The following is a 24,734-nucleotide window of genomic DNA, read 5'->3' on the forward strand; positions in this document are numbered from 1 at the left end:
TTTTTATAAGAATAATATTTTCAGGTGAATTTAACCATTAACTGTTCATACTTCAGATAAACCATACTGCTGCCTGACATTTTGATGGAAGTATACGTTTTAGTATAACCCCATTTGTTTCAAAATAACAGAAATCTCCCAACCTGTTTTGTTGCCATGAAAACAGAACGATGAACCGAGCGTGGCAAGTAAAGCTGCCTGTTGGCCTAATAGTTTGCCAAAAAATAATTAGCTTTTATAAAGGCATATAGCTACTCACTTTTATAAAAAGCAAAAGGCCATTCGTAAATGGCCTTTTGCAAAAATTATACTTTAACTACTAATTAGTAACCAGGATTTTGAACCAGGTTTGGATTAGCAGATAATTGTTGGTTTGGAATTGGGAACCACAGATATTTAGGATCATCTGATGGTTTTTCCTGCCAAGGCTGTAAGAATTTACCAAAACGGATAAGGTCTTGTTTCCTCATACCTTCCCAGTAAAATTCACGTCCTCTTTCATCTAATAATTGATCAACAGATACAGAACCTAAAGCAGCAGCACCACTTCTTGTTCTTACCTGATTTACCAGGGCTAAGGCATCACCTGCATTACCACCGCTTCTTAATAAAGCTTCGGCTTTCATCAGCAATACATCAGCATAACGATAGTATACATAATCGTTATTGGCATTATCACCAGACACATAATCAATAGGATATTTAATTACACGAATACCGGTAACTTCCAGGTTGGTACCTGTTTCGATGTTTTTAACTTCAGGAGTAAAAGACAATGGATTACCACCGCGATCTTTTAAAGCTGTACCATTTTGATCGTATTGTTGACCAATCAGGAAGCCAGGTTTGATACCTGAAACATTGGTTACACCAGCATAGGATTCACTTCTGCGTGTGTCATTTGCATCAAACTTATTATAGAAATCAGACAATGTAGTAAAACCGTTCCAGCCACTAGGATTCATGTTGTAGTGTAATCCGCAATACCATCTTGAACGAACATTACCACTGCTTGAACCACCGATGTTTTCTGCTGTAAAAATGTTTTCAGTAGAAAGGGCATCATTGTTTGGTGCAAAGTTGTCGAAATAATCGCTGCTTAATGAATATTTACCACTGTTGATGATTTGATCAGCAAGGGTAATTACCTGTGTCATATCAGCATTATCAAAAGTGGGGTTTTCCCTGCTGGTGATTGCTCCTTTATTCAGATAAATTTTCATCAGGAATACTTTTGCTGCATCTTTATTGGCAACATTAGCGGGTCCATCTGGTAAGTCATTTTGAATAGCAGTTACCTCAGAAATGATAAAATCAAGAGCTTCAGTACCAGACAATACAGTTGGAGCATCCAGTATTGCAGAACCCGGCTCTCTGTACACTACCTGACCCCAGCCATCTAACATAGTGAACATAGCAAAAGCTCTTAAGAACCTTGCCTGTGCCGCCTGAGAAGGAGTAGGTGAATACTGCAACATATCGGATGCAGAGAAGATAATACCACCCAAATTTTCAAAGGTGCCTCTTAAGAATGCATGGTCACCATCCCAAAGGTGCAGGTGTAATACTCTCCAAACACCATTATCATCCCAGTCACCACCTCTTGTGGGTCCGATTGCTTCATCAGAAGTGTGCTCCTGAGAAGCCCAAACCTGACTTTGATCCTGATAAGGTGTGCGCATCGCATTGTATACGCCCGTTAATAATGCGCCGGCGTTACCGCCACCGGAGCCACCTCCTACTTCAGAGGCAGTTAAATCCCCGTTGAATTTTTCATCCAGCTTGGTACAGCTGAATAATAAAACAGTGGGAATAGCTAAAGCAAGCAATTTTGTATATTTCATATAACTGATTTTTTAACTAATTATAGAGAAAAGTTTAAACCTAACTGGAATGATCTTGCAGATGGGTAAGGAGTGTACTCTATACCTACTGAAGGCACACCACTTACTTGTTTGTCAGTATTTACCTCAGGATCAAATCCAGTAAATTTGGTAAATACAAGTAAGTTTTGACCTGTTACAAACACATTCATGCTTTTTACAACTTTACCCCAAGAACCAATATTATAAGATAAAGTGGCATTGGCCAGTTTTAAATAGCTACCATCTTCAATATACCTGGAAGAAGGAGCAATTGGGTTAGACAATGCTTCCTGAACCGGACCACCAATTAAAGAAGCGGCAATGTTACGACCACCAAGAATATTACCAATTGGTGTTACACTATTCAGGGTGTTGTTATAAATTTTCTGACCAAAAGCACCATTCATGTTTACTGATACAGTTAATTTCTTATAATTAAGAGAAGTACTGATACCTAACAATGTGGTTGGGTTTGGATTACCCAGGAAATAACGAACATAACCACCATCTGTATAAGTAGACTGACCATCTTTATCCAAACCTAAATATTCTCTGGTATAGAATACATTCAATGGTTGATTGTTGACAATCAATTCAGCAGTTGCTCCAGAAATACCCTGACCGCTTAAAGAGCCTGTGGGGATTTGTCCTTTAAAATTACTAACCATATTTTTGATAAAGGATGCATTTACACCAAAATCCCATGTTAAGTTAGCATTCTTGATAATAGTAGTGTTCAAATCAACTTCAAATCCTTTGTTCTCGATAGTAGCATCCAGGTTCTTCCATGTTGGAGGAGCTCCCGGAGGTGCTGGCTGAGGAGTAATTGTTGGATATAACAAACCAGTGGTCTTTTTGTTGAAATAGTTTACAGAACCTGCCACACGACCTTTAAGTACAGCGAAATCAATACCTACGTTAATTTGCTCATCAGCCTGCCATTTTAAATCAGCATTTGGATAGTTGGTTAAACCAAGCGCATTAATACCAGTAAAAGCATATTTAAGTTGAGATACACCAGGAGGAATATCCTGACTACCGGTTTTACCCCAACCAGCTCTTAATTTAAGATTGCTGATAAAAGCAACATCTTTCATGAAAGATTCATTGCTGATATTCCAGGCAGCAGAGAAAGAAGGGAAATAACCATAACGGTTGTTCTTACCAAATTTGGTAGAACCATCTGCCCTAAATGTTCCGGTTAATAAGTACCTGTCTTTAAAATTAACAGTTGCACGAGCAAAATAAGACTGCAATTCAACGGTAGGATCTGCAAAAGAACCTATACCACGATTACCCTGTGAAGAGTATTGGAAATAATTGGTATAATCTATAGGATAGTTACCAAAATCTTTGCCGCTCATGTTAATTCCTTTGTTTTCAAACTTCATATACTCATAACCTGCCACAGCACTAAGATTAAGATCAGAAGTAATTTGCTTGTTATAGTTTAATGTTTGGGTTAACTGATAAGTAGTTAACTCATTGTTGGCATAATAAGCAAAACCTCTGTCAAGAATACCATCCAGATTAATAAAAGAAGAAATTTGGTTTCTTCTGTTACCGCTGGCGTAGTTAACACTGGCCAACATACGGTATTCCAAATTAGGAGTAAACTTGTAATAAGGAGAAACACTGGCTAATACAGTTGTTACCTTAGCAACATCTTCATAAGCTGCAGACATAGCTAATGGGTTAACAGTAGTAGATCCTCTCAATATATTAAGTGAATCCGTTCCGTCTGAACTTCTTTTAACCATTAAAGGTCTGGTTGGGTTCCACTGAAGTGCCTGACCAACAATGTTACCGGTAAAACCAGCATCATTACTTACAGGAGGAATATCTTCCCTTGTTTGAGTAGCGGTTAAATTAAAATCTAAACCCAGCTTTTTACTGTCTAAGAATTTAAAGTTACCACTGAAATTAGTAGTGAATTTTTTGAATTCAGACTTTTTAATAATACCGTTCTGGTCAAAATAACCGGCTGATAAACGGTAACGGCCATTTTCATTACCACCACCAATAGCTAAGCTGAAGTTCTGAGTCATGCCATTTTGCAAAATAGCATCCATTGCATCAACACTGCTACCATAGTCGTTACCTGTACCCAAACCATACTGGGAAAGAGCAGCTCTGTACTGAGTTGCATCTAATACATCCAGCTTCTTAAGAATACTGCTGGTACCTACTGATGAAGACACATCTAATTTAGTAGCACCAGCCTGGCCACGTTTTGTAGTAATCAAGATAACACCATAAGCTGCACGGGAACCGTAGATAGCTGTTGCAGATGCATCTTTTAATACTTCCATAGAAGCGATATCGTTAGGATTAATGAAGTTCAATGGGTTACCATCTGGAGAAGTACCGATACCTGCACCAGAACCACCTGGTCTAGCAGAACGGCCATCTAATGGAACACCATCAACTACATACAGAGGCTGACTGCCAGCTCTGATAGAAGAGTTACCCCTGATTTTAACAGTAGTAGCACCGCCTGGCTGGCCGCTGTTGTTCAAAACCTGAACACCAGAAACTTTACCTTGGATCAATTGATCCGGAGCAGTAACAAGACCTTTGTTAAAATCTTTCTCTTTAACTGATGCAACAGCACCGGTTAAATCTTTTTTCCTAGAAGTACCATAACCTACCACAACAACATCTGTAAGATTTGTTGATTCAGGCTTTAATGATACCGACACATCAGAAGCAGATGTAATATCAACTTCTGTAGAACCAAAACCAACATAAGTAATAACCAATTTAGCAGCCGAAGCAGGTGCAGTAAGTTTAAAAGAACCTGATGCATCGGTAGATGTACCAATTTTGGTTCCCTTCACAATTACTGAAGCGCCTGCAATTGCAGCCCCTTTGTCGTCAGTTACTTTACCATTGATGGTTTTGTTTTGAGCCCAGGATTGTTGCATGATAAACATGAACAGCGGGCACAAGAGAAGAACTCTTAGCATACGAGTTGTAGTCATAATAACAAGCAGTTTAATATTTGTTAAAAATAGGTAATCTGTGTATATAATACACATTTATAAAAAAAAGTTGCAAAATTCTTTTTTTGCATGCCTGTTTTTCCAATTTTGTAATAATGAGACAGTATATATTAATATATGCTGCACATTAGGTAAAAAATAACCAGTTTTTTTCTGGCAACTATTTATTATTGTTTTGATTTTTTCGAAATTGGTATACCATGTCAAACAATAAAGAACAGTCTTATACTATAACATTTTATTTCAAACCGGGTTCAATATTACATTCATTTTAAAAACCTATATCAGGTTCATTTGCGCTCATTTACTGCAAACGTTTGCGAAAATGTTTGCGAACACGGTTGCTGTGGAAATATTTTTATAAATTTTTCTACCTTTTGCCTTTTTTAACACCTGCTTTAGAAATAATGACCTAAAGAGTGATAAAAATGTACACCAATAACCTCCTTGTAAATTTGTATACACATAGTAATACAAGTTAATTTCCCGCTTCAATTAAGGTTATGCTTATATTTATAGTGCAGTTTAATACATATAATTAGCCATGCTACAGAATGTATCGCAGCTTTACTTGCGTCGCACACTTGTACAACAGGTCTTTACGCAGCAAATATGGTGAGTAATTGTCCTTTTTTATTTGGCAATGTTGTATTCAACGCTAACGATTTAAACGTTTTGCTTTATTTATCCTTTTTTTGATTTTTTGCCATGAAACACAATACCACGCTCAAAAAAATATCTTCTATTCTCGATATAAGCATATCTACCGTATCCAGAGCATTAAAAGATCACCCGGATATTTCTGATAAAACCAAGAAAAAAGTACTTGAACTGGCCGAAACACTGGAATATGAGCCCAACACCTATGCTATTAACCTTAGAACCAATAACAGCAAGGTATTTACGCTAATTGTACCCAATATCACCAATTTCTTTTACGACTCCTTTATATCTGCTATAGAGGAAGAAAGCCGTAAAAACGGTTATTCACTAATGATTTTGCAAACATTAGACGATACAGAAACCGAATTAAAAAATCTAAAGCTTTGCCGGCTAAACCGGGTGAGCGGGGTTTTCGCCTGTATATCGCCCAATACCACCGACGTTAGTCCATTTCTTAAATTAGACGAACTGGATATACCCGTTATATTTTTTGATAAAGTGCCTGCCTATGAGGAATGTAACAAGATTTGTGTGGCAGATACCCAGGCTTCAAAACTGGCTGCAGAAGCCATTATTCAAAAAGGGCGTAAAAAAACCTTTGCCCTGTTTGGCAATAACAACCTGTCTATTACCAAAAAAAGGGTAGCCGCTTTTACTGCTACATTCGAACAGCATAATATGAGCAACAAACTGGTAATTGACTATGCTATGAGCGCCGAGGAAGCCAGAAATAAAACACTTAGCCTGCTAAAAAACAAAAAAGCGGCAGATACCATTTTTTGCATGAGTGATGAAATTTTAACCGGTGTAATGAAGGCCCTGCAGGAATTACACCTAAAAATACCCACAGAAATTGCCGTAGTTTCCATTAGTAATGGAGATATACCTAAACTATATTACCCGGAAATTACCTATGCCGAAACCAGTGGCTATAAATTGGGTAAACTGGCTTTTACCAGAATGATGGCCTGCTTATCGGGCAGTACCTTTATACAGGAGCTTACCGTAGAATCTGTTTTAATTGAGGGAGGTTCCCTTTAAATAGGTATTGGCTGTTGATTGCTGATAATTGTTCCCCATGTACAAGTGTGCGACGCAAGTAAAGCCAAATAGCTTACCAGACGCCGGGCACAAAAAAACCACCAGCCTGCTTTAGCTGATGGCTTTATATATAATAGGTATACTATGCCTGCATCAAATCTACACTACGGTTAATAAACGCCGTAAGATCGTTGCCCTTTAATAAGCCCTGAGAAAGCAATGCCAGATCGGCCAGGGTTTTAACCTGTTTCTGTTGTTTATCGGCATTTTCTTCTTTTAACAGTGTTTGGTACAGTGGGTGATTACCATTTACGGTTAAAGTAACTTCATCGGGCATATTGGCGTAAAAAGCAGCCATGCCACCGCCTGCGGCACCCATATCTTTCATACGGCGCATAAACTCGGGGCGTGTAGCTATAACCGGCGCAGTATCGGCACTTAGGCCTTTTATTTCTACGGTTACATTAACGGCTTTTGTTTCGGGTGTAAACAGCTCTTTTAGTTTTTCTTCTTCTTCCTTGCTTAAAACACTGGCGTCGTGTTCCTGTTTATCAATCAGGTTATCTACAATATCAGCATCAACACGTACAAAATGCACGCCTTCCCATTTCATTTCCATATTGCTGATAAAGGCAGCATCTATCAGGGTATCTAATTTAATTACCTTGTAATCTTTGGCGGCACAGGCCTGCAGATAAGCATCTTGCTGTACCATATCGGTAGTATATAAAATTACCTGCTTGCCTTCTTTATTTTTTTGTAAAACTTCGGTAGCTAGTTTGTATTCTTCCAACGTATAAAAGGTACCGGAAACTGCATCCTGCATTACCAGAAACTTATTCGCTTTTTCCAGAAATTTATCATCGGTCATCATGCCATATTTCACAAACAAGCCAAGGCTTTCCCATTTTTCTTCAAAAGCTGGTCTTTCGTTGCGAAAAATTTCTTCCAGTTTATCGGCTACTTTTTTAGTAATGTAAGAGTTGATTTTTTTTACGTTAGGATCGCCCTGTAAATAGCTGCGGCTTACATTTAAAGGAATATCCGGACTATCAATTACACCATGCATCAGCATTAAAAACTCAGGTACAATTTCTTTTACTTCATCAGTAACAAATACCTGGTTGCTGTATAATTGAATTTTATCTTTTTGTATTTCGTAGCTCTGTTTTATTTTAGGAAAATACAATACCCCCGTAAGATTAAACGGATAATCTACATTCAGGTGTATCCAAAACAATGGTGTTTCGCTGTAAGGGTATAATTCCTTATAAAAATTCTGGTAATCCTCGGTAGTTAAATCAGCTGGCTTTTTGGTCCAGATGGGGTTGGTATTGTTAATTTGTTTGTCTTCATAAAAAATAGGTACCGGCAAAAATTTGCAAAACTTCTCCAGCATTTTACCAATACGGTCGGCTTCTAAAAATTCTTTGCTGTCTTCATTTATATGCATTACAATTTTGGTACCCCTGTCGGCTTTGTCAACGGCATATAATTCAAATTCGGGACTGCCATCGCAACTCCAGTAAACACCACTTTCGTCCTTATAACTTTTGGTATACATTTCTACTTTATCGCTCACCATAAACGAGCTGTAAAAACCCAAACCAAAATGCCCGATAATATTGGCATCTTTATATTTATTCATAAACTCTTCGGCGCCGCTAAAAGCCACCTGGTTTATGTATTTATCTACTTCATCCTGTGTCATACCCACACCGCGGTCAATAACACTAAGTGTTTTTTCGGTGGCATCCAGCACAATATCAATGCGCATATCGCTAATATCGCCGGTTGGTTCGCCGTTCGATGCCAGGGTTTTAAGTTTTTGAGAAGCATCTACTGCATTACTTACCAGTTCGCGCAGAAAAATTTCATGATCACTGTACAGGAATTTTTTAATGATGGGGAAAATGTTTTCTGTTTCTACCCTTATTTGTCCTTTTTGCATATTGCTATTTTTTTGTACTAAGCTTTAGGTAATTTAATTAAGCAGCCGTTGCGTCGCACACTTGTACGCCATAACCAGCTTGGGCAAACAAAGAAAGTACCAAAACCAAAAAATATGACAGGATGACAAGGGCAAAGTACATTTTTGCATAAACAGCCAATGATTTACCCAAAAACGGTCAGGCAGGCAAGCTTTTCCTATTGAGCATGACTGTGGCTAAAGCGTCAAAAAACAGAGGTTTGGAATATTAGTAACTGCATTTTAGCATGTAAAATTCCGGCTGTAAAAGCCCAATAGTATTGTTGCAGCACAAGTGTGCAACGCAAGAAAAGCCTTATGGATATTGATTTGCCGGGCCCCAAAAAAATGGGTATTATTTAAAAGCTAATGGTTGGGCATTTAACATCTTTACCGCCCGGGGTAAACAAGCCTGTTTTAATAATAGATAATTCGTAGGCTCCATTGGTTTGGTTGTAGGTGCCCAGGGTAGAGCTGGTAGCATCGTAATTCACCGTGATAGAAACATCTTTTAACTGAAAGCCTATCATGGGTATAAATGCATCTTTTAAGCGCAGGTATAAGCCACCAATTACCTGTGTACTGCCATCGCCACTAAGGTTGTAATGGGCATTTAGTCCGGCAACCGTTTCGTAAGCAGTACCCATTTTACTTACATAAATATTGGGGTTTACAATCCATTGGTCGTTTAATTTAAAACTACCGTTTACAAAAAAAGTAAACCTGGGGTCTATACGGGTATCGAGGGTATTGTTATTAAAAAAAGATTCCCTTGGCCGGTTCAGATGCATGGCACTGGCGCCAAGATTAATATAGGCATTATCAGTAGGGAAAAAAGCAAAATTAAGGCCGGCCTGAATATCGAGATAGGTAACTGAATTATAGGCAAAGCTTTCGCCGCTGGGAATGGTAATATCAAAGAAATCTTTATTCCACTGGCTGTTAAAAGTAAGTTTGCTAAGGTCAATTCTTTTATTGGTAAGCCCTACATTAAACCCGCCGCTTAACAAACTGTTTTGCCCCAATAACTGGTGGTAAGCAACAGAAGCAAAACCACGGGTAGAAGTTAAGCCACCGCTACCGGCAACATCTCTTAACAATGCCCCGCCCAAACCAACCCAGCCACTTTGAAAACGATCGTTAAACAATTGAACATCGCCCCATGCACTCATGGTTTTATAGGGGTTGGGGGTAACACTTGCCCATTGGTTGCGGTAGTTGATACCTACGCGATAATCTACATCTGGCGCAAAACCTGTATTGGCTGGATTAACCAATAATGGCGAGTTGAAATACTGCGAAAAATGGAGGTCTTGTGCATACAAACCATTTTGCATCGAAGCAACCAACAGCAACAGCATTGATACCAATAATATTTTATTTTGCTTCATTTTCATTGCGCTATCTTAATAATGTTATATCACCTTTTTTGCGGCTTTGGGTACCATCAGTAAATGTTACATCTAAAACATATACATATACTTCCTGTGGTTGTAAAACGCCATTATATTTACCATCCCAACCATCACTTATACTGTTTGAGGTATATATTAACTGTCCCCAACGATTATATATACGCCAGCTCATTTTGTCAATACCAAATGCTTTTACAAAAATCTTATCATTCACACCATCTCCATTGGGGGTAAAGGCATTGGGCACACCTAATACGGGCCTGATAATGGCTTGTACCGGTTGGCATACTGTACTGTCGCATCCAAATTGGTTGGTGGTGGTTAGGCAGGCATTGTAGGTTCCGGTAGCTGCATATATATGAGAGATAAGTGAATCTCTGTTGGTGGTAACCAAAGAATCGCCATCTCCAAATTTCCATTTGTATGATATGCCGCCCAATGAAAAATTAGTAAATATAGTTGGGGTATTTTCCTCTGATGGCTGAGGACTATAGGTAAAAATGGCAATAGGTTTTGCACTTACTGTAATGGTTTGCTGTGTGCTATCTATGATATTACAGGTATTGCTATCTATCACCACTAATTTTATGGTATAAGTACCGGGAATAAAATAAGTGTATACTGGTTGCTGGCCGGAAAAAGTATTGCCATCCCCAAAATCCCACAAAAACTCCGTACCCGCCAATGAGGTATTATTAATGGGTAAGGTATACGGTACACAGCCGGATGGCGGTGTTTCAAATTGTGCTTTTACATTGGATGCAATTCTTAATTGAATTGTAACAGAATCGGGGTAATTACAATACGCTGTATCAATTAACCTTAATACCACATTATAGGTACCTGGTGCCGGATAAGCATGGGTAAGTGTAAGGGCATTACTTATAAGGGTTGTTCCATCTCCAAAACTCCATTCAAAACTGTTGGCATTGAAAGGTTTAAGCGGAGGCGCTACCGAGATATTATTAAACTGATAATTTAAGGATTGGCAGGGAGGTAATTTGAGCGTATTGAAATTAATGTAGGCTGAATCATCTCTTACCCTGATTCGGGTATAGGAAGTGTCTGCAATATTACAGGTTAAGGAATCAATAGAGATCAGCCTAACCCTAAACAAACCTGTAGTAGTAAACGTGTGGCTGATGGTAGGCACAAGTGTTGTTTGATCAGGGCTGCCATCATTAAAACTCCAGACAAATATTTTACCGGTTGCAATGGTGTCTCTAAAATCTACCGTTAATGGCAAACAGCCACTGGTATCTCTTACCTTACCATGAATAGTAGGCCTTATGCCCGAACCCACACCGGCAAGTTCAAAAGCAATTTTAACCGCTGCTTCATTACATTCCGCACCAGTATTTGCCGGATTAGTTGGCCCCCAAACACCTGGCGTAGTGGGAAATACACCTGCCTTATTACAATTGGCACACATGGCCTGGTAAATTACACCTTCTTTATCAAAACGGCTGGTGCCGCCATCTACATGGTCGCCTACATCGGGTACATTATCTATATTACCATAAAAAGTACCATATAACTGGCTTAGGGCATTTTTCTCTAACACAAAAAAGTAAAAATCACTTCCATCGGAATTGGCTCTAATCGCATTAGCAGTAGTTGTAAGCCCCAAAGTGCCGGCATTGGGATAGCCTTCCAGGTTTGCCAAACCTCCGCCCCATCCGGCTACATACACATTTTCGCAACGGTCTACCAGAAAGGCATTGGTAGCAATATCTGGTGCCGAAAGCCCCTTACCAAAATTGGTTGAATAAACCACACCGCTTAAGTCAGGCTGTAATTTGGTAATAAACTGCTTACCATTGGCCTGGGTATTAAATGCTGCATTTATTACCGGAAATGCGGAGGTGGTGGCACCAGTGATATAAGGAAAACCAAAACGATCGATTTGTATACCATACAACATATCATTTCCAGGCGTTCCTACATAAACAGTTTTGATAAGTGCGGTACCAGTGTTGTTAATAATTGATACGTACCCATCGCAAGCACCATTTTGAAATTTATTAAATAGTATAGGACCAGCATTACCTGCTACCCCCTGCAGATTATCGCTTACTGTAGATCCAGCCACATATATATTATTATTTAGTGGATTTAGAGACAATACAAAAGCAGCATCATCGCCATTGCCGCCCAAATAGGATGCAAAGAGCAAGTTGCTTAAACTATTATTCATCTTAATTAATACCCCATCCTGTTTACCCCCTGAACTGCTTTGAAAAACACCTGCAGTTACAGGAAAGCCAGATGATTGGGTACAGGATGCCAGGTAAATATTATTGCTTTGGTCTACAATTACTTCACTACGGGCATCATCACCGTAATTTCGGGTTATGCTTAATGGACCTGCAATTTCTTTGGACCGGATATTAACCCCATCGTCATCAACACCTCCAATTTTACGGGAGCCCAGAATGGCAGATCCATCTGACTTTATTTTGGTAATAAAAATGTCAAACTTACCACCGGATCCAATGGTAGCAGCAGTGGTAGGAAAATTGGAAGAATTGGTTCTGCCGGCGATAATCAGATCATCATTATTATCTACCACCAAACTATGTGGCTGCTCATTACCGCCTCCGCCCAAATAGGTAGCATATAAACGAGTAGAGCCATTAGCGCTTAATTTTATTAGTGCTATATCATAACCTCCTAAAGACCCCTCACCCACTCCACCGGAATAATTTGTTTGAAATGCCCCTACACTGGTTGGGAATCCAGACCCAAATGCAATGCCACCTGCATAAAAGTTACCAGTTCCATCATAAGTAGCGGTATAACCCCAGTTATCTACCAAACTGCCGGTAAAACTGGCAAAGATTAATGTGGGGTCTATTACAACTGTTGCAGTTTTTGAATAATTCTGTAACCTGAATTTTACAATATTGCCATTTTCTATATAGTAAGATGCATCTACATCGGCCCTGCCTTTTTCCATAAACTGGTAAGTATAGGGCCGCTCTTCAGATACTTCACCCAAAGGTGTTTTAATAACCAGATTTTTATTTTTAATACTAATGCCGGAAACACCGGTAAACTGTAAAGCAATTTTATTTACATCGGCACCGGGATGCACAATAAAATCGTATTTAAGACTGCCATTATCCGCATAATAACGGGCATCAATGCCTGGGTATACGTTTTCGTAGGTGATGGCCTGAAATATTTTACACCCGCTGGCCCATTTGCTGCTATCGTTACCCAGATAATAATTATTGTAGGTGTCTAAAGGTTTATCAGGAATAATTCGGGGATTGGCTGCAGCACCAAGGAACTTTACCTCATACGCTACAGAATGTAATATGAGGTTGTCTGATGAGTTGTTTGCAGCTGCGCTATTTAACTGATTGGCAGCACCGGGGGTATTTTTTGTATCGTGCACATGACCGGAATAGTGCTGCGCAATATTTTTAAGATCCTGCTGATTGTTTAAAAGTACTTTATACCCTTGCTTTTGGAGAAAGAACACACTGCCACCCATATCACTGGCATAGGTTACTTTACTATCCCACTGCCCTTTATTTTCTACATATTGCAGGCTTTGCCCAATGCCATTTACTGCACTTATGAAGATTATTAAAATGAATAAAAAAGAGCGCTTGAAAGTATTCAAGGTAATCATGTTTAAAAGTTACGCAATACGGTGGTATTTAGTTCTGATAATCCACTTTTTATGTTTATGTACATCAAATATGAAGCTTAGGAAAAGTAAAACAGTTGTACTGCTATTTTGCTTTTTGCTGAATAGCATTGCCGGCGTACAAGTGAGTGACACAAGTAAAGCCGCCAACCATTCCATTGCCGGTAACAATACAACTGTATTAGCTGTAAATTAACGCCTGCAATATGTTAATTGTTGCTTAAGATATTTTGCTCCAAACAGTTTTTCCCTTTTGCGCAATTAAATAATTTTTTAATGGCAAATTTGGAGATGCATCTAACCCCTCATCGCTACTGATGATTTGTTCGGCAAAGTATTTGGCAGTATCCAGCAATCCTTTATCATTGACTATACTGGCCAGCCTAAAGTTTAATGCACCGCTTTGTTTTGTACCATCTATTTCACCGGGGCCACGCAGTTCCAGGTCTTTCTCAGCAATAACAAAGCCATCGTTGGTGGCACACATAATTTTAATGCGTTCACGGGCATCGTTACTAAGTTTTACGCCGGTTAATAAAATACAATAGCTTTTTTCACTACCCCGCCCCACACGACCGCGTAACTGGTGTAATTGCGATAATCCAAATTTTTCGGCACTTTCTACCACCATTACGCTGGCATTTGGCACATTTACCCCTACTTCTATTACGGTGGTACTTACCATAATGTTAGTATTGTGAGTAACAAAACGTTGCATATTGGTATCTTTTTGTTCAGCAGGCATACGGCCATGCACCATACTAATGCTATAGGCAGGTTCAGGAAAATAACTTTTTACCTGTTCGTAGCCCTGCATCAGGTCTTCGTAACTAAGCGATTCGCTTTCTTCTATTAGTGGATAAATAATATATGCCTGCCTGCCTTTGGCAATTTCATCTCTTATAAAATCCATTACGCTGGCCCGTCTTGTTTCAAAACGATGAACAGTTGTAATAGGTTGCCTGCCCGGCGGCAATTCATCCATAATACTATAATCAAGATCGCCATAAGCAGTCATGGCCAATGTTCTGGGTATGGGCGTGGCCGTCATTACCAATATATGCGGTGGAATGTCTGCTTTTTTCCATAACTGCGCCCTTTGTGCCACCCCAAAGCGGTGTTGTTCATCTATTACGGCAAAACCCAGGTTCTTAAACTGTACCGTATCTTCAATAATGGCATGAGTGCCTACCAATATAAGTATAGATCCATCCATCAACCCTTCTGCAATTATTTTTCTTTCCTTTTTTTTGGTGCTGCCTGTTAGCAGTTTTATGCCCACCGGCATTTCTTTTAATAATTCCTGCAAACCATTATAATGTTGCTGGGCCAGTATTTCAGTAGGCGCCACCAGACAACTTTGGCAACCATTATCTGCTGCCAGTAACATACAAAGCAATGCCACAATGGTTTTACCACTACCCACATCGCCCTGAAGCAGCCGGTTCATTTGATGACCTTTGGCAGTATCTAAACGTATTTCACGGATAACGCGTTTTTGGGCTCCGGTTAATTCAAATGGCAGGTGGTTTGCATAAAAATCATTAAACAAATCGCCTACTTTTTCAAATACTACACCACGGCTTTGCTTGTGTCTTTCCAGTCGGGTTAATTGTAACCTAACCTGTGCTATAAAAAACTCCTCAAATTTCAATCGTTCCACTGCCTTGTCGTAGGCGTCAACGGATGGCGGAAAATGCAGGTTACAATAAGCTTTATACCTGCTTACTAATTGCAATTGTTGCAAAATGCTTTCGGGAATATTCTCAGCAATATCGCGTTCGCTAATTTGGGGCAATAATGCCGCCATTAATTTACCTATTTGACGGCCATTTAACGAACGGGCTTTAAGTTTCTCAGTAGTAGGATATACCGGCTCTAAAAAACTTTTACCATCCATTGTTTGTGCAGAAAGCAATTCCAGTTCGGGATGGGTAATTTGTGGGCGACCATTAAAAAAACCGGTTCGGCCAAATACCAGGTATTCTTTGCCCGGTTCCAGCATTTTTTGCACCCAGTTAATGCCCTGAAACCAAACCAGCTCCAGCACGCCTGTTTTATCTTTTAGTTGCGCCACCATACGTTTACCATATTTCTCGCCAATGGTTTCTACCTGTACTAATACGCCGGCCACCTGAATAAATTCAGTAGCTGGTGTTATGGCAGCAATGGGGCTTACCTGTGTTTTATCAATATGCCTTAGGGGAAAATGTTCCAGCAAATCCCTGAAACTAAATATGCCTAATTCTTTCTTAAGCATATCGCCACGCAGGGGGCCAACGCCTTTCAGGTATTCTATGGGGGAATCTAATATGGATGGCCTGGCTGTTTGCACAATAGAGGGATGTAAAATACAAATTTCTGTTACAGAACCTTGCCATGCAAAAATATAATAGTAAAGCAGTTGTTGCCCGGCTGTATAACAGTCATTTAGCTTTACTTGCTTCGCACTCTTGTGCGGTTTGATTAAAAGTGGACTTTTTGTTACCACGCACAATTTCATATACAATAGCAACCTGCTGAAACGCTTGATACAGCACAAGAGTGCGACGCAAGGACTGCACAATAGCATTACCTGTGTTGGGTTAATAAAAGCATCATTTCTTTTCAGGAGCGGGTGGAGGATCAAACACCAAAGCGCCACCTTTGCCAAACATACGCAAGGCAATTTCCTTGCCGGCACCGGAAGGGGTTTTAAAAATAAGCCGCTGATTAATCACCAACTTTTTTCCATTGGCGCTGCGCAGGTTTATCAGGGCCTGATAGCTGCTACCTTTTTTTGTAAACGCTATAGTTGCCTGAGCAGCATTATCTGTATTGGCAAAATTGATATTGCAATCTTTTATTTCGTTGATTACTGCGTTGGTAACATCGTCTGTTAATCCAGCGGTATTAAGTTGCACCGTGGTCTGTATACCTGCAAATGGAATTATTTGCGGATACTCCTCCAACAATGCATTGCTGTATATGGCCAGTTTGTTTTTGTCATCAGTTGCATCATAAGCCTGTACCAGGTTTTCGTATACACGGGCAATAAACAATTTTTCGCTGGCGGTATCTGCCACTGCTGAACGATCGATATTTTGCAATGCAGTTAATGCTTCTTTTTTATCACCTTTTTCATAGGCAAATTTGGCCGTAAACAATTGAAAATATTTTTGAATATTGGCCCGCTTATCTGTTTGCTGGTAATCCTGGTACTTTTTTATAAAGTAACGCGGACTAAAATCTTTCATCAGATACCAGGCTTCATCAAAGGTGGTGGTAGATTCTGCGCAAAACAAATCGTACACCAATCTGTCTCGTTCGGGGTCGTTCATCAATTGGTTAACCACCACATATTCAGCTGCCATTTTTTTGGCTTTAAACTCGGCAATATTATACAAACTGGTGGGCGAATACCACCATCCCTTGTTTAAAAATTTTTCCTGAGCCAGTAATTTATCATACAACTGTATGCGCAATAAATTAATTGTAAAATCATATTGGTTTTGGGTAAGTGTGGTGCCAATATGCAGCTCTTTAAAATTAGCAGCTTTATCCAATGCAAATGCGCAACTGTCTAATTGTCCATCGTACATATAACTGCGGCCCAATGCAATATTATACCAGCCAAAGCCTGGCGTAGAGCCACTTTCGGTAATCATTTCCTGGCAAAGGCTTATGGCTTCCTTTGTTTTACCGGCATACACATACAGTTGTGGTAAATAGTAATAGGGCTCCCGCAAAAAATGCTCAGCGCTTTTATACATATCGCGACTAAAATATTCCTGAGAAGTGGCAAAATTACCTACCTCGCCCTGCATGCCACCGTAATTATTCCACGAAACCCGGCCACCATCGGCCAGCAATTCGTAGTAATACTGGCTGCTATCGTAATTCTTATTAAAGCAATGTAATAAAGCCAGGTTATGATATATGGTTAGCTGTCTTTGCTGTGTTTGTCCGGGACCAAAAATGGCATCGTTATCTGCTTCATATCGCTTAATATAAGCAAGCCCATTATAACACCATTGAAATGCCATTTGCTCATTTTCCTGCACAGAATTTTTAAGAAAATTATGTTTGGATGCTGTTAAAAATCTGCTGCGGTGATACATCCAGGAACGCTGGTAACAAAGATCAAAGCCATAATCATTTTTAAAATGATAGGCATCAATTTTATTCACCAGTTCCATCGCTTCATCAGGCATTTCAATATTATCGTAACAGCCTTTCAAAGCCGTAAAAATCATATACAAATCCTGATAGCGCGGAAAATTGGCAATCAGGTTATCAACACTATTATAAATGGTTGCAAAGTTTTTATGGTAATCCTTATCCAGCAGGTCGAATGCTTTTTTAAGTGGGATAATAGCATTCTTATACCCAAGATAATCGGCACTTCTATCGAATTTATACAAGCCTTCGTATAAATAGCCTACATAATAGGTACTATCCAGCCTTATAAATTCGCGGCTACGGGGTAATGCATCTTTATCAGTTGGGTTTACACCTTTACGCTTAGCATCAATTTCGTAGCGGGCTGCCGCGTTTTGCGCCAAAGTAGTAAATACCCAACCGTAAAAAAAGCAGGTTAATAATATAATACGATATAAAAACTGTTTTGTCATGTATTCTATTCTGTATTTTTTTTGAGCCAGGCTAGTAGAAAGTAAATATTGCTTTACTTGCGTCGCACTCTTGTACACCTATAAGCAAATGCAGCAAAGCAGCCATTAAAACAATAGCTATAGCAACTTTTTCGTCTTTCCAATGCTGCTATTTTGCAATATTCAGTTTACTCAACCGCAACAATTCCGTATCAAGAATTCCTGCCAGGGCCTTTTGTTTGGCTTCCTTATTCCTATATATCAATCTATGATCTAATACGGCCAGCGTTATTGCTTTTATATCATCCTCTGTAACAAAGCTGCGACCATTTACCAGTGCAAACGCTTTCAGACATTTTAAAAAGGTAATTCCACTGCGGGTAGAAGCACCCAACACAATATCGGCATGTTTACGGGTGCCCCATATAATATTGCGCACTGCTGTAATCAGTTCTTCATGTATATAAACCTTTTCTGTTTCCTGCTGCAAAAACAATATTTCATCCATAGATAATACCTGTTGTATATGTTGCAGGTTATTTTGAATGCCGAGGTAGTCTTTATAAATATCCAGTTCAGTAGCTTCATCCACATACCCAAAAATAATTTTGATAAAGAACCGATCCAGCTGCGCCGCAGGCAACGGATAAGTTCCTTCCATTTCAATGGGGTTTTGTGTGGCAATAGTAAAAAACAAGTTTTCCAGCTGATAGGTAATGTCGCCCATGGTAATTTGGGTTTCGGCCATACATTCCAGCAGGGCGGATTGCACTTTGGGAGAAGCACGGTTTATTTCATCGGCCAATAAAACATTACAAAACAAAGGGCCTTTTTTAAAAATAAATTCTTTCTTAATATCATCAAAAATATGAGAGCCAATCAGGTCCATAGGCAACAAATCTGGTGTAAACTGTATACGTTTAAAATTCACCGAACTTTGGTTATGGCTGCCTGCAATACTTTGAGCCAATGTTTTGGCCATTACAGTTTTACCGGTGCCCGGATTATCTTCCATTAAAATATGCCCCTTTGCCAGCAAGGCTGTTAATATAAATTGTATTTGCGTTCTTTTTCCACGGATAACCGTTTCTATATTATCAACCAGTTTTTGAATATTTGCCAATGCGTGCTCTAACTGAATTTCTTGCTCCATAAATTTATTTTTTGCTTTGTGCGAAATAGGAAATTGTGTTATAAATATTTAAAAATGCGGTGGCCCTTGTTTTTAATGGCACTTTCGTTTTAACAGATTGTATAAACGGTGTATAAAATCCCTCAATCACCCCTGCCTGTTTGGCCGTTAATGGCACAGTACTGTATTTTAATTGCTGATAAACATTATTAAAAGCCACAAAAGAAGTATTGAATTGCTGATCTATTGCAACAGCAAACTCAACAGGCCCCTTCCCTTGTCTTGAATACCCTAAAACATGCAGATAAAACATTGCAGCCGTATACCTGTTAAATGCCTGTGCTTTTACTTCTGTAGCATTACGCGCCTTAGCATCATAATACAGCCATATACACCAGGGCAGCAGAAAAGCTACTGCAGTGCAGGCAGCAATAGTGCCAAGTAAAATCCACATTAGTTGCAGCCAATCTGTAGGTGTTTCATTTGCAGCTGCTTCCTTTTTCTTTTGCAGCTTTTCATTTTCCGGATCAATTATTTTAATCTGGTCAACCGGAATAGGCTGATGTAATTTTTTAATAACATCGCTCAGGCTATCCTGCTCGCTTGCAGTAATATTTTTTAATATTTCAGCATAAGAAGCAGTAGTAATATGCATGCCCTTTTTAATAGTACCCAACGTTACAACTCCAGTATCTTTGGAAACTGTTGCCAGCGAAACATCCAGCATTGTTTGTTCCGGGTTGGCTGTTTCATAATCCTTGTCATGAAATAATAGCTTTGACACTTTTAATTGTAGCTTTTTGGTTATTGTGTCTATGCTAGTTACCGTACCATCTGCTACAAAATAAGCATCCTGCATATTTAAAGGCGGGGTTTCATCAGGCTGCGGGGCTTGTTGGGTGTTTACATCCGGCACGGTAGTATCAAAATCTATCCACCCATAACCCGGAAAAAATACCTGCACCCACGCATGTGCCTGATCTTCATAAAACCAATACCAGCCAGGGTTTTTGCTACTGCGATCTATAGTTAAAAAACCTGCTGCCACCCGGGAGGGTATACCCAATGCCCTTAGCATAAATAAAGTGGCACCTGCAAAATAGGCGCAATAACCCTTTCGGTTTTCAAACAGAAAATAGTTGAGTTTACTGGCACTTGGTATGCCCGGAATACCCGGATTATCAGAATATTTAAATAAAGGCTGGTCAAATTCATCCTTACTTAAAAAATAATCGCGTATGGCAATCATTTTATCAATTGGGGTAACGGCATTGGCCGTAATGCGTTTTGCCAGTTGCCGCAAACTGTCATAATCAGTATTGGATGGCATATATGTATAGTAATCCAGCAGTTTTTTATCAACACCAGTATAGCTGGTAACCGAACGCAGGGCCTGAAAACGCTGTTCCTGAAACTGTTCAAGACTTTCATTACCAGCAGGGTTATAAATAAAATAGGCACTGTTTAAATCACTTACCCACATTTTGGCCCGGTAAGCACTTTTATACTGGTCTTTGTATTCATTGGGTACAGGTATGGGCTGGCAAAAAAATGCAGTGGAAGGTGCAATAAACTCATCAGGTGATAGCAATACTTTGTACACTTCTGCATTTACCACTTTACGGGCAATAGTAGCATGTGTATTTTTAATTACTGCAGAATCTTTTTTGGCAAAATACAAGGGAATCTTTGACGGATTGGGCCTAAACAAATCATTATCCGGCATCAGGCTATCTATTTCAAATGCCTGAGTAAGTGTATCAAATTTAGTATAGTAATAAGCCGTAAAATATAGTGGGTTGGGCGCTGTACCGCCCTCAAAAAAATTATCCAGCTTAGCTACAAATACCAGCCTTTTACCTTTGTGCAAAGAACTGGTGAGTTTGGTTTGATCATTATTACTTACTGACCCGTCTTTATTTGTTTTGGTCATGCTTTCGCCACCACTGCCCTTATTGGGGTCGTACTTGCCTTCCGCATTACCCCACTCTTTTTCAATGGCTTTAAAATCGGTTTGAAAAATGCTTAATACCGCCAACAATAATGCCAGTACCACCACACCAAAACCAAGTAATCTTTTGGTTATAAACCAGCCAAAACTGGTTTCATCCTCATTCATGTTACGAATAAGTTCAGCCGTAAAAATGATATAAAAGGCATATGCCAGTACCGGAGCAAATGCACCTATCATATTGGCTGCTTTATAATCACTGGTTTTACTAATTATTACAATTTGTACAGCCAGTAAAAACACCGACCAAAAAATGGTATAATATCTGGAACGCGAAAAGCCGAAACCGGTGATCCAGCCAACGGTAAATAATACTGCAAACAACATAAACTGAACCGATACAAAAAACGCATCAAACTCGCCCACACTAAAACTACCCAATAGCTTATACACGCCATAATACAATAAACCCAGCACCAATGTGGTTGTAAAAAACCTAAACCGGAAACTATAAAAAACAGTTGCCAGCAATATACCAGCCGCAAAATAACTGCCCTGCAATATCCATTGGTTTTGCAAAATATTATAAAACCGGTTGGCATTCCATAACAGGTAACAGGCCAGCATTACTGTGGGCAGTGCCAGCAATATAATTTGCGCAATTACTTTTTTCCAGCTATGTATTTTTCCTATCTGCATTTTTTATTGGGCTATCTGTTACTGTAATTAAACAGCTATGTTTTATATTTTTTTTGAACCAAACTTTAAGGCATTATGCATCACCGCTTGCGTCGCACTCTTGTGCTGTAAAACAATAATGGGCATTTCTATTAAATACAAATTCGTGCTTTTAGTGATACAGCTAATTCGGCTTTACACTCAAATAGCAGCTGTTCATTCTGCCGTACAAGTGTGCGACGCAAGTAAAGCCAAATGCATGCACCATTGCCGGGCTAATAATATTTCTCTTATAACACCAATGTTCTGGAATGCTTTCCCAGTAAAGTTTCCAGCTTATGCTCATTATCTAAAATCGTTCTGCGCAAAAGCGATAATCGCCAATTGGTTTTATACATTTCCACCTCGTTTTTCTCCTGCTGTATAAACAACCATTGCACCAGTTGTATCAGATATGTACTTTGCAAACTATTACTCAGCTTTACAAAAACAATGGTGGTATAAGCCGATTGGTTATTTAGCAATACAGCAATATCATCTGCATGGCAAAAAGAGGAAACTATAATTACCGATGCATCTTTGGCACCAGCCAATTGGGTAATATTTTTATCTGCCTGCCATTTGCTGGTACTAAGCGCATATTGCACCAGATCCTGCTCAGCCGCATTAGGCAAAGTGGGCGTAGGCTGGTCGGCCACCAAACGCAAAGCAAAACCCTGTTTAGTAAGTTGCTGATATACGCCCCACAACATGGTTTTGTAATAGTTTAGAAAAAATATTTCGGCGGTGCTATTACCGGCAATATCGAATGCAGTGTAAAAAGAGGTATAAATATAGGCATGCGAAGCGGTAGGGTCAAGCACTTCGGGGGTGCGTACCACCAACTCTTTATTTTTGGCATAAATTTTCCAAACAATGCGCCTCACATCGTCGTTATTTTCAAAATTCTTATAGTTCAGGTATTCGCCTTCTACCTTTTTCAGTTCTTCAATGCGGGTGGCGCTATCCTCTGTTTTGCGTGGCGAAACAGGCATATTTGCTATAGCAGGGGCAAAAGGACTTGTATAAAAACGATTACTTACTGGAAGGGCAATGGTAAAAGAAAAAAACTGAAACATATCCTCAAAATACAACACCAGTTTTTCTATTCGGTATTCTTTTATTTCTGGTAATTGCCAATGGTATTCACCCATATACTGGCTGCTAAACAACTTTTTCTGCTGCTGTTGTACTAAGGCAAATTTTGGTGAAAACTGCTTATCATCGTATTGTAAGCGCAATTTGATAAATCCAAGCAAAGGTTTTAGCAAAGGTGCAATGGCAATAATTATTCTTTGTGTGGGCTTATTGCCATTATTTGCTGCCGCCGCTTTGCTTTGTATAGAAAATTGGATGTTATTCTTTTTCATTCGCCAAACAAATACCAGATAGGCCAACAAAGAAGAGATTATTGCCACCCCAACAATAACCGCCACAAACCATACAGCCGCCTTTAGTAAAAGGGTAAAAATATCGGCGAAGGAGCTGCCTGGCTGGGTATTATTGGAGAGTAACCAATTGTATACCAGCACCCCTGCAACTGAAAATAGCAGAAAGTAAAAGGTAAAAGGTATAAAAAATAAGGCCCATCTTAACTGGCCACGAATATATTGAAGTGTTCTTCCCATTATAATAAAGCTAAATGTAAAGAAAGATCAATGGCTGAAAAAACTAGTACCCCGCAAAGGGTATTTTTTAACTGAAACTTTGCTTTCTTTGCCACGAATGAGCAATTTAATCACTTACCGGCAATGCCCCATTTGCAGCAGTACTCAAATTACGGCTGTATTAGATGCAAAAGACTATACTGTTAGTAAAAATAATTTTAGCATTTGGCATTGCCAGCAATGTAATGGCCGGTTTACGCAACATGTTCCAGATGCTGCATCTATTGGGGCCTACTACCAATCGGCAGATTATATTTCCCATTCCGATACAAAAAAAGGGCTGGTTAACCGGCTCTATCATTTTGTACGCAGTTATACCCTGCAATCTAAAAAGAACCTGGTAAAAGAAGTTAGCCGCCGGCAAAACGGTGTTTTATTGGATGTGGGTGCCGGTACCGGTGCTTTTGCAGCCACTATGCAGCAAGCTAACTGGCAGGTTACCGGACTGGAACCCGATGCCATTGCCCGTGAAAATGCCATGCGTAATCACGGGCTGCCATTAGAATCGCTTAGTCAGCTATTTAGCTTCCCCGCCCAAAGTTTTGACGTAATTACCATGTGGCATGTGCTGGAGCATGTTCACGATTTACACCCCTATATTAAAACTTTTCAAAAAATATTAAAGCAACAAGGTGTACTTATTATAGCTGTACCCAATTATACCAGTTACGATGCTACCCTGTATAATAGGTACTGGGCGGCCTATGATGTACCCCGCCATTTATATCATTTTTCGCCGCAAAGTATGCAGCAGTTAATGGCTCAGCATGGCTTTATTGTAGATGCTTACCGCCCCATGTGGTTCGACAGTTTTTATGTTGCCATGTTAAGCGAACAATACAAAAACGGACATAATAATTTTTTAAATGCCATTTGGAATGGTTTTATATCAAATCTAAAAACACTGGCCAATACTGAGCGGTGCAGCTCGGTGATTTATATTATCAGAAAAAAATAAAAAGGTTTATTGGCCCGGCCACATATATGATATCATCTGCGCTTGCGTCGCACTCTTGTACATTCGGGTTATATGGCAGCTGCATTAAGTATTTCCAC

At 39.4% G+C, this 24,734-nt stretch carries 12 protein-coding genes; 2 read left to right on the forward strand and 10 right to left on the reverse strand.

Features of this window, described 5'->3' with window-relative positions; translation table 11 throughout:
- Positions 1-323 precede the first annotated feature (323 nt).
- Complete coding sequence (locus tag GD597_RS00050; protein ID WP_171605746.1) at positions 324-1,844, reverse strand: RagB/SusD family nutrient uptake outer membrane protein; 1,521 nt, start codon at positions 1,842-1,844, stop codon at positions 324-326.
- 20 nt (positions 1,845-1,864) lie between these two features.
- Positions 1,865-4,792, reverse strand: coding sequence for a SusC/RagA family TonB-linked outer membrane protein (locus GD597_RS00055; RefSeq protein WP_235954131.1), 2,928 nt, complete (start codon positions 4,790-4,792; stop codon positions 1,865-1,867).
- Positions 4,793-5,578: 786 nt separating this feature from the next.
- On the opposite strand from GD597_RS00055, the gene GD597_RS00060 reads away from it, so the two are divergent.
- The gene (locus GD597_RS00060) at positions 5,579-6,574 is read left to right on the forward strand and encodes a LacI family DNA-binding transcriptional regulator (RefSeq protein WP_171605747.1); all 996 of its coding nucleotides are present in this window, start codon (positions 5,579-5,581) and stop codon (positions 6,572-6,574) included.
- A gap of 142 nt (positions 6,575-6,716) precedes the next feature.
- Here the strand turns inward: GD597_RS00060 and htpG are convergent, their stop codons facing one another.
- From htpG to GD597_RS00100, 8 genes are all read right to left on the reverse strand, one after another.
- Positions 6,717-8,525, reverse strand: a complete 1,809-nt coding sequence (gene htpG / locus GD597_RS00065; protein WP_171605748.1) for a molecular chaperone HtpG — start codon at positions 8,523-8,525, stop codon at positions 6,717-6,719.
- Between the two features lie 377 nt (positions 8,526-8,902).
- On the reverse strand, positions 8,903-9,940 hold the full coding sequence (locus GD597_RS00070) for a PorP/SprF family type IX secretion system membrane protein (RefSeq protein WP_235954132.1): 1,038 nt from the start codon (positions 9,938-9,940) through the stop codon (positions 8,903-8,905).
- Between the two features lie 4 nt (positions 9,941-9,944).
- A complete protein-coding gene (locus GD597_RS00075; protein WP_171605749.1) occupies positions 9,945-13,601 on the reverse strand; it encodes a DUF7948 domain-containing protein in 3,657 nt (1,218 codons plus the stop codon).
- A 238-nt stretch (positions 13,602-13,839) separates the two neighbouring features.
- Positions 13,840-15,954: an ATP-dependent DNA helicase RecG gene (recG, locus tag GD597_RS00080; RefSeq protein ID WP_317170272.1), complete on the reverse strand. Its 2,115-nt coding sequence runs from the start codon at positions 15,952-15,954 to the stop codon at positions 13,840-13,842.
- 262 nt (positions 15,955-16,216) lie between these two features.
- Positions 16,217-18,232: a hypothetical protein gene (locus GD597_RS00085; protein ID WP_171605751.1), complete on the reverse strand. Its 2,016-nt coding sequence runs from the start codon at positions 18,230-18,232 to the stop codon at positions 16,217-16,219.
- A gap of 148 nt (positions 18,233-18,380) precedes the next feature.
- Complete coding sequence (locus GD597_RS00090; RefSeq protein ID WP_171605752.1) at positions 18,381-19,364, reverse strand: AAA family ATPase; 984 nt, start codon at positions 19,362-19,364, stop codon at positions 18,381-18,383.
- A gap of 4 nt (positions 19,365-19,368) precedes the next feature.
- Entirely contained in the window at positions 19,369-21,993 is a 2,625-nt protein-coding gene (locus GD597_RS00095; RefSeq protein ID WP_171605753.1) for a transglutaminase domain-containing protein, read from the reverse strand.
- Between the two features lie 269 nt (positions 21,994-22,262).
- A complete protein-coding gene (locus tag GD597_RS00100) occupies positions 22,263-23,639 on the reverse strand; it encodes a DUF58 domain-containing protein (protein WP_171605754.1) in 1,377 nt (458 codons plus the stop codon).
- 97 nt (positions 23,640-23,736) lie between these two features.
- Between GD597_RS00100 and GD597_RS00105 the strand changes: the two genes are divergently transcribed.
- Complete coding sequence (locus GD597_RS00105) at positions 23,737-24,636, forward strand: class I SAM-dependent methyltransferase (RefSeq protein ID WP_171605755.1); 900 nt, start codon at positions 23,737-23,739, stop codon at positions 24,634-24,636.
- Positions 24,637-24,734 lie beyond the last annotated feature (98 nt).

This window comes from Limnovirga soli (genome assembly GCF_013106755.1).
Taxonomy (GTDB): Bacteria; Bacteroidota; Bacteroidia; order Chitinophagales; family Chitinophagaceae; genus Limnovirga; species Limnovirga soli.